We start from the raw sequence: 14,681 nt of genomic DNA, 5'->3' as shown, positions 1-14,681 counted from the left end.
TCGCAGGCTATCCGCTCAGCGTCCCCGGAGCCGACGTACGAGGATGCTCGCGTCCCCTCGGGACTCCAGGTCCGCCAGCACCACGGCGACCGCCTCGCGCACGATGCGCCCGCGGTCGACCGCGAGCCCGTGCTCACCCCGGAGCACGAGACGGGCGTGCTCCAGGTCCATCAGCTCTTCCGCGGACACATACACGGTGATCTTCTCGTCGTGCCGTTCGCGCCCGCTGGGCCGCCGCCCGGCCGCGCGGCCCCGCTTGCGCTGCGCGGGCGCCACGGCGGTGCCGTCCGGCGTCGTCTGACGCCGCGCGGGCCGCTCCGCGGCGGCCCGCGTCCGGGACTCGCCCGCCTCCGCGGCGTCCGCCGCGACATGCTCGTCACCCTCGCCGTCGCCGCCCTGCACGGGCACCGCCGCGGGCGCGTCCTCCGCGGCCGTCGCCTCGCTCTCACCCGCCGGAGCCGGCACCCGGGGCTCGCCGCCCGCCTGGCGCCTGGGGGTGGACGCCTGGAGCGCCATTCCCCCGGTGGTACGGAACAGTTCGTCGGCCCCCGGCAGACTCACTCGGCGTGACACCGGGCGAGCACCTCCCTGGCGAGCTGGCGGTATGCGGCGGCACCGACGGAGTTGGAGGCGTACGTGGTGATCGGCTCACCGGCGACCGTGGTCTCCGGGAAGCGCACGGTCCGGCCGATCACCGTGTGGTAGACGTGATCGTCGAACGCCTCGACGACGCGCGCGAGGACCTCACGGCTGTGCACGGTCCGGGAGTCGTACATCGTGGCGAGGATGCCGTCCAGCTCCAGCTCGGGGTTGAGCCGCTCCTGGACCTTCTCGATGGTCTCGGTGAGCAGCGCGACCCCGCGCAGCGCGAAGAACTCGCACTCCAGCGGCACGATCACCTTGTGCGCCGCGGTGAGCGCGTTCACGGTGAGCAGGCCGAGCGAGGGCTGACAGTCGATCACGATGTAGTCGTAGTCGGGCAACAGCGGCTTGAGGGCCCGCTGGAGCGTCGACTCGCGCGCGACCTCCGACACGAGCTGGACCTCGGCCGCCGACAGGTCGATGTTGCTCGGCAGCAGGTCCATGTTCGGGACCGCGGTCTTCAGCAGGACCTCGTCCGCGGACATGCCCCGCTCCATGAGCAGGTTGTAGACGGTGAGGTCCAGCTCCATGGGGTTGACGCCGAGGCCCACCGACAGGGCGCCCTGCGGGTCGAAGTCGACGAGCAGCACCCGGCGCCCGTACTCCGCGAGCGCGGCGCCCAGGTTGATGGTCGACGTCGTCTTGCCGACGCCGCCCTTCTGGTTGCACATCGCGATGATCTTCGCGGGGCCGTGGTCGGTCAGCGGTCCCGGGATGGGGAAGTACGGCAGCGGGCGGCCGGTCGGACCGATGCGCTCACGGCGCTGGCGTGCCGCGTCGGGTGCGAGCGTGGCCGCGTACTCGGGATCGGGCTCGTATTCGGCGTCGGGGTCGTAGAAGTGCCCGTCGGGCAGCTCGTCGTAGTCGGCGAAGTTGTTGTGGACCCCGCCTCTCCCGTTGCCGGCCATGGCGTTCACGTGTGGGCCATCCATGATCTGGTGTGCTGTCGGAGCCAGGTGGGGGTGCTGGCTCTGGTGGGCTGCGAAGGTACGGACAGCGACGGAGCCGACAGCCTCGAGCCCCGTGGGGCCCGTGGCCCGCGCAGGCGTTCCTGGTTGACCACCCCCGGGAGCAAATGTCGACTCATTCACAAGTCGTCTTACCTCCTTGGTGACCAGGAAACTTCTAGATAGGTCAGCGTGGCACCATGCCGACGGTTGGCGACTCTATGGCGTGTCGGCGGTCCGCAGCAACACAATCCGCCGGACCCGGCACGATGTGTCGGCAATGAAACATGCCGCTGTCAAGGGTGTCCGGACGTCGTTCGCCAGGTTTCACCAGTGTGCGAAACGGTGAAAGGGTTGCGTTCGAGGCGAGTTGAACGAGTGTCGCAAAGTGACCATACACACACTCGGCCGGACCTTGTCGGGCAAGGTCCGGCCGGGCAGGTCGTGTTGACGACGTGAGTTGACCAGTCGCCTTGTGGCGCGGGGCTGTTCGAACCCGCGCCGATGTGGTATCAGCCGAGCAGGGAGTTCAGCTCCACGTGCTCCATGCCGAGCGCCTCGGCGACGCCCTGGTAAACCACCTTGCCGTCATGGGTGTTGAGGCCCTTGGCCAGCGCGGGGTCACGGCGCAGCGCCTCGACCCAGCCGCGGTTGGCCAGTTCCACGATGTAGGGCAGCGTGGCGTTGGTCAGCGCGTAGGTGGAGGTGTTGGGGACGGCGCCGGGCATGTTGGCGACGCAGTAGAACACCGAGTTGTGGACCTTGAAGGTCGGCTCGGCGTGCGTGGTCGGACGGGAGTCCTCGAAGCAGCCGCCCTGGTCGATCGCGATGTCGACAAGGACACTTCCGGCCTTCATCCGGGAGACCAGCTCGTTGGTGACCAGCTTCGGGGCCTTGGCGCCCGGGATCAGCACGGCACCGACGACGAGGTCGGCCTCGAGGCAGGCCTTCTCCAGCTCGAAGGCGTTGGAGACCACGGTCTGGATCTTCGTGCCGAAGACCTTGTCCGCTTCCTTGAGCTTGTTGATGTCCTTGTCGAGCAGGGTGACGTGGTAGCCCAGACCGATGGCGATGGTCGCGGCGTTCCAGCCGGAGACACCGGCGCCGATGACCACGGCCTTGGCGGCGAGCACACCCGGGACACCGCCGGGCAGCACGCCACGGCCGCCGGCCGCGCGCATCAGGTGGTAGGAGCCGACCTGCGGGGCCAGGCGGCCCGCGACCTCGGACATCGGGGCGAGCAGCGGGAGCGCGCGGTTCGGCAGCTCGACCGTCTCGTAGGCGATGGCGGTGGTGCCGGACTCCAGCAGCGCGTCCGTGCACTCCTTGGAGGCGGCCAGGTGCAGGTAGGTGAAGAGGATCTGGTCCTTGCGCAGGCGGTGGTACTCCTCCGCGATGGGCTCCTTGACCTTGAGCAGCAGGTCGGCGGCGGCCCAGACCTCGTCCGCGGTCTCCAGGATCTCGGCCCCGGCGGCCACGTACTCCGCGTCCGGGATCGAGGAGCCGACGCCGGCGTTCCGCTCGACGACGACCTGGTGTCCGTTGCGCACCAGCTCGTGCACGCCGGCGGGGGTGATAGCCACCCGGAACTCGTTGTTCTTGACCTCGCGGGGGATGCCGACCTTCACGTCGATCACGGTCCTTGACTCAGAGGGGGTTCTAGGGCTGTGCATGCCGGGGCAGTGCAAGCCCGGTCAATGCTTGTCATACCCGGGCAGTGGTGAACGTACCGGGAGACACCGCAGGAGAACCGGCGGCAAAGCCAGTCTAATGAAGGATTTCGAGCTGTCTAGCCTTTCATTGCTTTAATCCTTATCGACTGCACTGCGGATTTCGTAGGCGTTGGCGCCTTCGTCCCCCGCACCCGCGTTGTCCTGGGGCTCTTCCTCCAGCAGATGCTCGGCCGCCTCCCGGTGGGACAGGGCGCCCGCCGGGTCGCCGAGGTGCTCCAGGGCGTCGGCGACCCGCAGCCGCAGCGCGGCCTCCAGCCGTACGTCCTCCGCACGGCGCGCCCACTCGACCGCTTCCTGGCAGGTACGCAACGACTCCGCGGGGCGGCCCGCGAGGTCCTGGACGCGGGCCAGTTCGCCCAACGCCCTTGCGTGGGCGGCCACATCGCCCGTTCTGCGGTGCCCCGCCGCCGCCGCGCGCCAGTTGCGCAGGGCCTCCTCGTAGTGGCCCGCGTGCGTGAGGGCGGCGGCGATACGGCCGTAGAGCCGGGCGGCGTCCGCGCGCTCGTCGCGGGCCAGGCGCTGGGACAGAGCCCTGCCGTACCAGTCGGCGGCCCGGTCGTAGTCCCCCAGTTCCTGGTGGGCGCCGCCTACGGATTCCATCGCGCGGCCCGTCGCATACGGATCGTCGGCCTCCCACCCGGCGTCCAGCGCGGCCCGGTAGCGGGCCAGTGCCGTCGTGGTCCGGCCGCTCCGCGCGTCCAGGTCGGCGAGGTTCAGCAGGGCCGCCGCCTTCTCGCGGGGCAGGTCGGCGCGGTCGGCGACATCGAGGACGAGCCGGTGGATGCCGTACAGCTCGGGCGCTGCCGCGCGGGTGCCGAAGTGGGCGACCAGGGCCCGCACCAGCGCGGCCATCAGGCGGCGGGCCAGCGTGTCCAACGTGCCGTCGGCGACGGCGAGTCGGGCCGCGGCCAGCAGCGCGGGCTGCCGGGTGCGCAGCCAGTCCTCGGCGGCCCTCGGGTCCGGGAAGCGCAGCGCCGAGGGCAGGCCGTGGAGCTTCTCGCGGGCCTGCGGGCTGTCGGTCTCGGTGATCGCGCGGCAGGAGTGCAGCAGCCGCACGGTCCGCTCCAGCATGCGCGCGCGGGCCAGTTGCAGCTCGGCCGGGCGGTCCTCGTCCTCGGCCGCGGCGCGCAGCGGGGGCAGCACACACCCGGGGATCTCGTAGCGCGCGCGCTCGGTGTCCACGCGCCGCAGGAAGCCGAGGGCCGTGAAGTCATCGAGGGCGCTGCGGGCGTCGGTCGGCGAGCAGCCCGCCAGCGCGGAGGCGGTGTGCGGGTCGAGCAGCCCGGCCGGGGCCAGGGAGAACAGCCGCAGGGTGCGCCGGGCCGCGGGCGCCAGTCCCTCGTACGCGAGCCGGGAGACCCGGACCGGGGGCGGTCCGTCGCCGGTCCCGGCGCGCAACTGCTGGGCGAGGTCGGCGACGGCGGCCTCGGGGCGGGCGGCGAGCCAGCCGCCCGCGAGGACCAGCGAGGCGGGGTGACCGGCGCACTCCTCCACGAGCCGCTCGGCGGCGCGCGGGTCGACGGTGACACGTACGGATCCGGTGCGCCGGGTGAGCAGGGCCAGCGCGGACCGGGTGTCCAACCCGCCCAGGGTGCAGGGGCGGACGTCCGTGATACCGGTCAACGGGCCCGTGGAGACGGCGACGACCAGACAGCCGGGGGTCTCGGGCAGCACGGCGTCGACCTGCTCCGCGGAGACCGCGTCGTCGAGCAGGAGCACCATGCGCCGGGTCACGAGGGCGGCGCGCACCGCCTCGCTCAGCTCGTCCTCGGCGGCTCCGGGCAGGACGGGCAGGCCGAGGGCGGTCAGCAGTTCGCGGGCGGTGCGTTCGGTGGGTACGGGGGTGCCGTCGGGCTCGCTGAGGCGGGCGCGCAGCACCCCGTCCGCGTACCGGTCCGCGACCTGGCGGACGAATTCCTCGGCGAGGGCGGTGCGGCCGGAGCCGGGGCGGCCCGCGATGAGCAGGACCCGGGCGCGGGGGGCCTTGCGGCCGGTGAGGGTGTCCAGGCCCGCGCGCTCGATGTCGGCCTGAAGCTCCTTCAATTCCCTTGCGCGGCCGAGGAATTGAGGGGTCGTGGCGGCGGGACGCCGGTCGCTTCGAGAGAGCCGGCCGTCGGCTGCCGCCACCGCCTGATCCGTCACGGGCCACGCTCCCGTCCCACTGCGCACACCGGCCCGCCGGGCCTTGAGCGGGTCGTCTGCAGAGCCTAGTTCACGCTCTGCGACATCCCCTCAGGAGCACCGCTCACCCATCCCTCGATCGGATCAGGCGATCGTACGACCGGCGGGACGGGTGCGCGGATGTGTGCGCTCTCAGGCCTCGAAGGGGCGCGCGGGCCAGGGCGCCCCGGCCGGGCGCAGCGCGTCCAGGCCGTCGCCGTCGCGGGCGGCGACCAGGGAGAGGACGCCGACGACGAGGGCGTTGTTGTGCAGCTCACCGGCCAGCACCCCGCGGACGAGGTCCTCGACGGGGACGCGGGCCCATTCCATGTCGGCCTCCTCGTCCTCGACCTCGAAGCGCTGCCCGTCCGCCTCGGACAGCTCGCGGGCGAGGAAGACACGCACGGACTCGTCGCAGCCGCCGGGTGTGGTGTACACGTCCGTCAGCACGCGCCAGTCCTCGGCCTTGACGTGCGCCTCCTCGTACAGCTCGCGCTGGGCGGCGTGCAGGGGGTTCTCGCCGGGGATGTCGAGGAGACCGGCCGGGATCTCCCAGAGCTTGTGGCGTACCGGGTGGCGGTACTGCCGTATGACCAGGACCCGGTTCTGGTCGTCGAGGGCGAGGACGGCGACGGAGCCGGGGTGCACCTGGTAGTCGCGGCGGGCGACCGCGCCGCCGGGCATGACCACGTCGTCCGTGCGGACGGAGGTCTTGTTGCCGACGAACGGGGTGTCGCTCGCCCTGACCTCCCACTCCTCGGGGGTGTCCTTGATCGCCATCTCGCCCTGTTCCTCCCACGTACCTACGACAACCGGGGCACGCGTCCACATGGGACACGCACCCCGGCCACCGTACAACTCTTGTGTTACTTGCCCGTCTTGCGTTCCACCGCGGCCTTCACCAGACCCGCGAAGAGCGGGTGCGGGCGGGTCGGGCGGGAGCGCAGCTCCGGGTGCGCCTGCGTGGCGACCAGGTAGGGGTGGACGTCACGGGGGTACTCGACGTACTCCACGAGCGTGCCGTCCGGGGACGTGCCGGAGAAGAGGATGCCCGCCTTCTTCTCCAGCTCGGCGCGGTAGGCGTTGTTCACCTCGTAGCGGTGACGGTGGCGCTCCTCGACGTACTCCTTGCCGTCGTAGACCTCGCGCACGATGGAGCCCTCGGCCAGCTTGGCCGGGTACATGCCCAGGCGCATGGTGCCGCCCATGTCGCCCTCGCCCGCGACGATGTCGAGCTGCTCGGCCATGGTGGAGATCACGGGGTGCGCGGTGGCCGCGTCGAACTCGGTGGAGTTCGCGTCCTCGACACCGGCCAGGTTCCGCGCCGCCTCGATCACGATGCACTGCAGACCCAGGCACAGGCCGAGCAGCGGGATCTTGTTCTCGCGGGCGTACTGGATGGCGCCGACCTTGCCGAGCACACCGCGGTCGCCGAAGCCGCCGGGGATGCAGATGCCGTCCACGTCGGAGAGCTGCTTCTTGGCGCCCGCCGGGGTCTTGCAGTCGTCGGAGGTGACCCACTTGATCTTCACGCGGGCCTTGTTGGCGAAGCCGCCGGCGCGCAGCGCCTCGGTCACCGACAGATAGGCGTCGGGCAGGTCGATGTACTTGCCCACCAGCGCGAGGGTGACCTCGTGGTCGGGGTTGTGGACGCGGTCGAGCAGGTCGTCCCAGGTCGTCCAGTCCACGTCACGGAAGGGCAGGTCGAGCTTGCGCACGACGTAGGCGTCCAGGCCCTCGGTGTGCACGACCTTCGGGATGTCGTAGATCGAGCGGGCGTCGGGGCAGGCGACGACGGCGGCCTCGTCGACATCGCACATCAGCGAGATCTTGCGCTTGATCGCGGTCGGGACCTCGCGGTCGCAGCGCAGGACGATCGCGTCGGGCTGGATACCGATGTTGCGCAGCGCGGCGACGGAGTGCTGGGTCGGCTTGGTCTTCAGCTCACCGGAGGGGCCGATGTAGGGCAGCAGCGAGATGTGGACGACGAAGACGTTGTCGCGGCCGACCTCGTGGCGGACCTGGCGGACGGTCTCCAGGAACGGCAGCGACTCGATGTCGCCGACCGTGCCGCCGACCTCCGTGATGACGACGTCCACCGCGTCGGTGGCCATGCGCCGGATGCGGTGCTTGATCTCGTTGGTGATGTGCGGGATGACCTGCACGGTGTCGCCGAGGTACTCACCGCGGCGCTCCTTGGCGATCACGGCGGAGTAGACCTGGCCCGTGGTGACGTTGGCGGAGCCGTCGAGGTCGCGGTCGAGGAAGCGCTCGTAGTGGCCGATGTCCAGGTCGGTCTCGGCGCCGTCGTTGGTGACGAACACCTCACCGTGCTGGAACGGGTTCATCGTGCCCGGGTCGACGTTCAGATACGGGTCGAGCTTCTGCATGACGACCCGCAGGCCCCGCGCCTTGAGGAGCATGCCGAGGCTGGAGGCCGTCAGGCCCTTGCCGAGCGAGGAGGCGACACCCCCGGTGACGAAGATGTGCTTGGTCGTCGTGGCTGTGCTGTTTCGGAAAGCAGCGGGCGGCATGGCCAAGAGGGGGCTCCCGTGGTCGCGGTCTGGAAAGCGGTGCGGCGTAGTCCTCCGAACGATCTTCGGGGGCTGCCGTCGCTGCGGTTCGGGGGTTTCGTGCCCACCGGTCCACGGGCTACCAGGGTATCAGCGCGAAAGAGGGCCTGCTCCCGGCCACGCTCCGCATCCGCGCGGGTACCCATGAGCGACGCTCTCGCGCCGCTCACCTCCGCCTCACCCGTTCGGGGCACTTCCCTTGTCCGAAGCGGCAAGCGGATCATCGACGTACGTCATATCCTGCTCGGACACTCGCTGCCGAGCGCTCCCGGTCAACGGCACCACCCCCGCCCGTCCACCGGAACCACGAGGGCTCGTCAGTTCGTTGACCATCGACTGCCTCATCACACACGGGTCGATGAGCGACGACTTCTCACCGACCCCCTGACCGCAACAGCAACCGCCCCTCGGGGCGACGTGGCCGTTCGACTGGAGTTGCATTGGCCGGGCGCATCGAAGACTACGCACTCATCGGAGACATGCAGACCGCCGCGCTGGTCTGCCGGGACGGCACAGTGGACTGGTTGTGCCTGCCCCGCTTCGACTCCCATGCCGTCTTCGCGGGGCTGCTCGGCACAGAGGATCACGGCTTCTGGCGGCTGGGTCCCGCCCATGCGGCGGACATCGAGCCGCCCGCGGCGACCCGGCGCTCGTACCGCGGCGAGTCCCTGATCCTGGAGTCCGAGTGGGACACCCCGCGCGGCACCGTCCGTGTGATCGACTTCATGCCGCCGCGTGACGGCGCCCCCCAGTTGATCCGCATCGTGGAGGGCGTCACGGGCCGGGTGCCGATGCGCTCGATGCTGCGCATGCGGTTCTCGTACGGACGGGTGGTGCCCTGGGTCCACAAGTACGAGGGGCGCACGGTCGCCGTGGCAGGCCCTGACTCGGTGTGGTTCGACACCCAGGCCGAGACCTACGGCAAGGCGCTGACCACCTACGCGGACTTCACGGTCGCGCCGGGCGACCGGGTCGCGTTCACGATCTCGTGGCAGCCCTCGCACAAGGAGCAGCCGCCGATGCCGGAGCCCGAGCAGTCGCTGGAGGCGGCCGAGGACTTCTGGCGGGAGTGGGTGGGGCACTGTACGTACCACGGCCCCTACCGCGAGGCCGTCATCCGCTCCCTGATCACGCTCAAGGCGCTCACCTACGCGCCGACGGGCGGCATCGTGGCCGCGCCCACCACCTCGCTGCCGGAGGAGATCGGCGGCGTGCGCAACTGGGACTACCGCTACACCTGGCTGCGCGACGCGGCGATCACCCTGTCCTCCCTGCTGCGCACGGGCTACCGCGACGAGGCCCGCGCCTGGCGCGAATGGCTGCTGCGGGCCGTCGCGGGCGACCCCGAGAACCTGCAGATCATGTACGGCATCGCGGGTGAACGGGAGCTGGGCGAGGCCGAGTTGGACTGGCTGCCCGGCTATGAGAACTCCGCGCCGGTACGGGTCGGCAACGGCGCCGCGCACCAGCTCCAGCTCGATGTGTACGGAGAGGTCACCGAGGCCCTGCACCTGGCCCATATGACAGGCCTGGCCCGCAACGACTACGCCTCGCTGCTCCAGCTCAAGCTCATCCGCTACCTCGAGCAGCACTGGCACGAGCCGGACGAGGGCATCTGGGAGGTGCGCGGCCCCCGCCGCCACTTCGTGCACTCCAAGGTGATGGCCTGGGTCGCGGTGGACCGCACGATCAAGCTCATCGAGTCCGGCTACGCGGACGGCCCGCTGGAGAAGTGGCGCGAGCTGCGCGACGTGATCCACCGCGATGTGTGCGAGAAGGGCTACGACAAGGAGCGCAACACCTTCACCCAGTCCTACGGCTCCAAGGAGCTGGACGCCTCGCTGCTGCTGATCCCGCAGATGGGCTTCCTGCCGCCGGACGACAAGCGGGTGATCGGCACGATCGAGGCCATCCAGCGCGAGCTGTCCACGCCCGACGGGTTCATCCTGCGCTATCCGACCCTCGGCGGCAGCGAGGGCGTGGACGGGCTGCCGGGTGACGAGGGCGCGTTCCTCGCCTGCTCGTTCTGGATGGCGGACGACCTGGCGATGATCGGCCGGGTGGACGAGGCCCGCAAGCTGTTCGAGAAGCTGCTGGCCCTGCGCAACGACCTGGGCCTGCTCGCCGAGGAGTGGGACTCCCGGCTGCAACGCCAGGTCGGCAACTTCCCGCAGGCGTTCAGCCATGTCCCCCTCATCGACACGGCCCTGCGGCTGACGGCGTCCGGGGCGTACGGAGGCTGAGACCGACGGCGGGTGGCCGCTTACGCTGGGAGAAGTCCTGTCCCCCGGATCGGAAGGGGGCGGCCACCATGCCCCCCTTCGCCACGGCGCGTACGGCGCTGGCCGCGCTGCGCGCGGACCTGGCCGGTGAGGTCCTCGCCCCGGGCGACGCGGGGTACGACGCGGCCCGGCGCGTGTGCAACGCGCGGGTCGACCGTCGGCCCGCCGTGATCGCGCGGTGCGCGGGGCCGGACGACGTCGTGCGGGCCGTGTGCTTCGCCCGCGAGCTGGATCTGCGGGTCGCCGTGCGCGGCGGCGGTCACAGCGTCGCGGGGATGGGGGTCAACGACAACGGCGTGGTCATCGATCTGCGCCGGATGCGCCAGGTCACGGTCCACCCCGGCGCCGCCGCGGTCCGGGTCGAGGGCGGCGCCCTGACGCGTGACCTCGACCGCGCCACCCGGCCCTACGGCCTCGCGACCACCGGCGGCCGGGACTCCGCGTCCGGGGTCGCGGGCTTCGTCCTCGGCGGCGGCAGCGGCCGGCTGGAGCGGGCCTTCGGCCCCGCCGTCGACCAGTTGCTCGGCGCCGAGCTGGTGACCGCGGACGGCACCGCGGTCCGGGCGACCGCCGAGGAGCACCCCGAGCTGTTCTGGGCGCTGCACGGCGGCGGCGGGAACTTCGGCGTGGCCACCGCGCTCACGCTCCGGCTGTACGAGCTGCCCGAGTTCTCCGTCGCCCTGTTCGGCTTCCGGCCCGAGACGGGCCCCGCGGCGGTCCGCGCCTTCCGCGAGATCGTCGCCTCCGGCCCGCCGGAGGTCAGCGGCGCCGTGCTGTATCTGACCGCGCGGCCCGAGCCGTTCGTCCCCGGGCATCTGGTCGGCACCCTGCTGTGCCTGGTGGTGGTCACCTACGTCGGCGGCGCGGACGGGCTGCGCGGGTTCGTCCGGCCGCTGCTGGCGCTGCCGCACGTCTCGGAGGTCCTCGCCGCGCTGCCGTACGCCGACGTCCAGGGCATGTTCGACACCCCGTGCGGGCTGCGCCACCACGGGACGACCGAGTATCTGACCGCGCTGCCCGACGAACTGGTCGACGTCTTCTGCGCCCGTGCCCGCGCCCTGCCCGTCCCCAGCGGCTGCCGGTACGCGCTGTGGCCGCTCGCCGCCGCGCCCGCCGCGTACCCGGACCCCCGGGCGGACGCGACCTGGGCCGTGTGCCCCCGCGGGGTCTGGGCCGATCCGGCGGACGACGCGCGGGTGCCGGTCTGGGTCGAGGAGGCGCGCGCCGACGTACGGCCCTGGCGCACGGGCGCGGTTCATGTGCGCCTCGTCGGGGACGAGGGCAGGGACCGGGTGGTGGCCGGGCTCACCGCCGAGCACCTCGACCGGCTGGCGCGCGTGAAGCGGCGGTACGACCCGGACAACATGTTCAGGTTCAACCACAACATCCGGCCCGTTTGAGCGGGGACCGACGGTGCGGCCGGGGCGTCCGCGCAGGTAGCGTCACCGCATGGACAGCCGTTTCGACTCCTCCGGTACCCAGGGCGCCGGGATCACCGTGCAGCGGGCGCTGGAGCTGCCCGGACTGCGCAGCGGGCTCCCGGAGGTGCTGGCCGGCGCCGACCGGTTGCAGCGCGCGGTGCGCTGGGTGCACGCGGGCGAGGTCCCGAACATCGCGTCGCTGCTCAAGGGCGGCGAGCTGCTGCTGACCACGGGCTACGGGCTCGGCACCCGGCCCGCCGACCAGCGCGCGTTCGTCCGCACCCTGGCCGAGCGGGGGATCGCCGCGCTGGTCGTGGAGCTGGGCCCGCGCTTCACCCGGCTGCCCGCCGCCCTGGTCGAGACGGCCCGCGCCGCCGGGCTGCCGCTCGTCCAGTTGCACCGCGAGGTGCCGTTCGTGACGGTCACCGAGGAGATCCACACCGAGATCGTCAACGGCCACTACGCGCTGCTCCAGCGGGCCGAGGAGGTGCACCGCCGCTGCACCGTGGCGCTGCTCGGCGGCGGCGGAGTGCCCCAGGTGCTGCGGATCCTCGCCGACTTCAGCGGCAACCCGGTGTTCCTGGAGACCGCGGAGGGGCAACTGCTGTACGCCGCCGGTGCCGGTCCGGCGGACACGGACCCGCTCCAGGTGTGGGAGGGGCTGCGCGGCCAGCACAAGGACGAGCCGCCCGCCGGGACGGTCCTCGTGGACGTGCCGGGCGGCGGTCCCGGCACGGGTTCCGTACGGGCCCGGCTGGTGCTGCTGCCGGTCAGTACGGCGGTGGCCCCGGTGCACCGGATCGCCGCCGAACGGGCCGCGGACGTGCTCGCCGTGGTGCTGATGCAGGCCCGGCAGGAGGAGGAGCTGGCCGCGCGCGGGCGCGGTGACTTCCTCAGCGACCTCGCCGCGGGCCGGATCGCCGCCGAGGACGCGCCCGCGCAGGCCCGGGTGCTGGGGTTCAAGCCGGGTGACAGCCCGCTGCTGCCGGTGGTGATGCGGCTCGCGGACGGTCTGTCGCCGGGCGGCGGGGCCTGGGCGGTGCTGGCGCGGGCGGTCGCGGAGAAGCTGGCGTCGGTGGGCGTACCGGTCCTGCTCGGCGTCCGGCCGGTGGAGGGCCGGGTCCCGCTGCTGCTGGGGCTGCGCTCGGAGGCGGAGCGCTCGGCGGTCGCCGACCGGGTGGCCGCGGCGCTGCGGGCGGGGGTGGAGCGGGCCGGTATGCGGCGGCCGGGCGCGCCGCCGCCGGTCGTGGTGGTCGGTGTCGCGGGGAGCTGGGCGGCGGCGTCGGCCGGGCTGCGGCATGCGGCGGAGGCGGCGACGGCGGCGCAGGGGCTGCCGGAGCTGCCCTGGTACGACGCGCGTCGGCTGGACATCGATCTGCTGCTGTGGCGGCTGCGCGACCATCCGGATCTCGCGGCCTTCGTGGAGCGCGCGATCGGCCCGCTGCGCGACCACGACCGCCGCTCCCGGCCGCCGCTGCTGCCGACGCTGGAGACGTATCTGGCGCATGCGGGCCGTAAGGCGGAGACGGCCCGTGAACTGCATCTGAACCGGCAGACGCTCTACAACCGGCTTGCCCGGATAGGGGAGTTGCTGGGGACGGACCTCGACGACCCGCAGACGGTCCTGGCCCTCGGCCTGGCCCTGCGGGCCCGCCGCCACGTGGGGTAGCGCCCCGGCACTGGTTCAGGCCTGGCCGAACGGCCATACCTGGGTCAACTCGTCGTAGATGCTGAGGACTTGAGTCACGGTCTCGTCCTCCGTCGGCCAGGTCGCGGCCTGTTGCTCGCCCCTGTCCTTCAACCGCTCCTGGCGTACGGGGTCGTCGAGGAGGCGGACGACGGCGGCGGCCAGGGCGTCCGCGTCGCCGTACGGGACCAGTTCGGCCGCGTCGCCGACCAGTTCGCGCATTCCGCCGACGGCGGTGGCGACGAGCGGCACGCGCGCGTGGAGGGCCTCCTGGGCGAGGACGGAGCGGGACTCCCAGCGGCTCGGGACCAGCGCGAGGTCGGCGGCGGTGAGCAGTTCGCGGACGTCGTCCCGCCGCCCGAGCAGCCGTACGGGCAGGTCCTCGGCCTCGATACGGCGTCCGATCTCCGCCCGGAGCGGCCCCTCCCCCGCGATCACGAGCAGCGGGGCCGGGTCGTAGTGGCGCAGGGCGCGGCAGGCGTCGAGCAGCACGTCGTAGCCGCGGTGGTGCTCCAGGGCGCCGACGGCCATGAGTAACGGCCGGTCCACGGCGCCGAGTTCGGCGCGCAGCTTGGGGCGCCGCAGGTCGGGGTCGTCGCGGTCGGCGGCCTCGCGGGGTGCGGGCAGGGCGATGGCGGCGAGCCGGGCGTCGCGGGCGCCGTGCCGACGGGCCCGGTCGACCAGGTCGGACGAGGTGCCCAGCACGACGGACGCGGCCTTGGCGACCCGGCGTTCGAGCACCCGCAGCAGCCGGGCGCGGGCGCCCTCGGCATGGCCGCGGATGTGCCAGGTGACGACGAGAGGGGTGCGGCGCCCGCTGAGCGCGAGGGCGGCGCGCAGGCCCGCGTGCAGCCCGTGCGCGTGCACCACGTCCGCGTCGGCGCAGGTGAGGCGGAGCGCGGCCAGGCAGGCGGGTTCCGCGCTGCGGGGCACGGAGACGTGCTGGGCGCCGACGCCCCTGAAGTCGTAGAGCCGCTCGGCCTCGGTGGGCGCGCACACGGTCACGCGCACGCCCCGGGCGGCCAGTCCCGAGGCCAGCGACCGCACATGCGTGCTACTGCCCGCGCTGCCCCCGCCGAGCACCTGCACGGCGTGCAGCGACGTCCGGCCGTACGGCGAGGGGCTGGTCGCAAGGCTCACGTGGCCGGGGCTCCTGGTTCGGCGTCGGACGGTCACGAAGAAACGTACAGAAGGATCGGGCGGGGGGCATGGACCGCGCTGTCGAGGCACCGGTCG

10 protein-coding genes are annotated in these 14,681 nt (G+C 72.4%); 3 read left to right on the top strand and 7 right to left on the bottom strand.

Features of this window, described 5'->3' with window-relative positions:
- Positions 1-15: 15 nt before the first annotated feature.
- The 6 genes from ACZ60T_RS32225 to ACZ60T_RS32200 form a co-directional block, all read right to left on the bottom strand.
- A complete protein-coding gene (locus tag ACZ60T_RS32225; protein WP_469669185.1) occupies positions 16-573 on the bottom strand; it encodes a hypothetical protein in 558 nt (185 codons plus the stop codon).
- The gene (locus ACZ60T_RS32220) at positions 558-1,733 is read right to left on the bottom strand and encodes a ParA family protein (RefSeq protein WP_365633246.1); all 1,176 of its coding nucleotides are present in this window, start codon (positions 1,731-1,733) and stop codon (positions 558-560) included. Before ACZ60T_RS32220 ends, ACZ60T_RS32225 begins: the two co-directional genes overlap by 16 nt.
- Before the next feature lie 368 nt (positions 1,734-2,101).
- Entirely contained in the window at positions 2,102-3,226 is a 1,125-nt protein-coding gene (gene ald / locus ACZ60T_RS32215; protein ID WP_365633249.1) for an alanine dehydrogenase, read from the bottom strand.
- 168 nt (positions 3,227-3,394) lie between these two features.
- Complete coding sequence (locus tag ACZ60T_RS32210) at positions 3,395-5,464, bottom strand: tetratricopeptide repeat protein (protein WP_469669184.1); 2,070 nt, start codon at positions 5,462-5,464, stop codon at positions 3,395-3,397.
- 171 nt (positions 5,465-5,635) lie between these two features.
- Positions 5,636-6,262 (bottom strand): NUDIX hydrolase, encoded by a 627-nt coding sequence (locus tag ACZ60T_RS32205; RefSeq protein ID WP_365633255.1) that lies wholly within the window; start codon positions 6,260-6,262, stop codon positions 5,636-5,638.
- 86 nt (positions 6,263-6,348) lie between these two features.
- A complete protein-coding gene (locus ACZ60T_RS32200) occupies positions 6,349-8,016 on the bottom strand; it encodes a CTP synthase (protein WP_365633258.1) in 1,668 nt (555 codons plus the stop codon).
- Between the two features lie 479 nt (positions 8,017-8,495).
- Between ACZ60T_RS32200 and ACZ60T_RS32195 the strand changes: the two genes are divergently transcribed.
- The 3 genes from ACZ60T_RS32195 (at position 8,496) to ACZ60T_RS32185 (ending at position 13,427) form a co-directional block, all read left to right on the top strand.
- The gene (locus ACZ60T_RS32195; protein WP_365633260.1) at positions 8,496-10,298 is read left to right on the top strand and encodes a glycoside hydrolase family 15 protein; all 1,803 of its coding nucleotides are present in this window, start codon (positions 8,496-8,498) and stop codon (positions 10,296-10,298) included.
- A gap of 68 nt (positions 10,299-10,366) precedes the next feature.
- Positions 10,367-11,737 carry an FAD-binding oxidoreductase gene (locus ACZ60T_RS32190; RefSeq protein ID WP_469669183.1) on the top strand — a complete coding sequence of 457 codons (1,371 nt, stop codon included), beginning with the start codon at positions 10,367-10,369 and terminating at the stop codon, positions 11,735-11,737.
- 49 nt (positions 11,738-11,786) lie between these two features.
- Positions 11,787-13,427, top strand: a complete 1,641-nt coding sequence (locus tag ACZ60T_RS32185; protein ID WP_365633266.1) for a PucR family transcriptional regulator — start codon at positions 11,787-11,789, stop codon at positions 13,425-13,427.
- A 15-nt stretch (positions 13,428-13,442) separates the two neighbouring features.
- On the opposite strand, the gene ACZ60T_RS32180 is transcribed toward ACZ60T_RS32185, so the two are convergent.
- The gene (locus tag ACZ60T_RS32180) at positions 13,443-14,585 is read right to left on the bottom strand and encodes a glycosyltransferase family 4 protein (protein ID WP_469669182.1); all 1,143 of its coding nucleotides are present in this window, start codon (positions 14,583-14,585) and stop codon (positions 13,443-13,445) included.
- Between the last annotated feature and the right edge of the window lie 96 nt (positions 14,586-14,681).

This window comes from Streptomyces sp. NPDC104371, from assembly GCF_055583785.1.
This window is presented reverse-complemented; position numbering and strand designations above follow the sequence as displayed.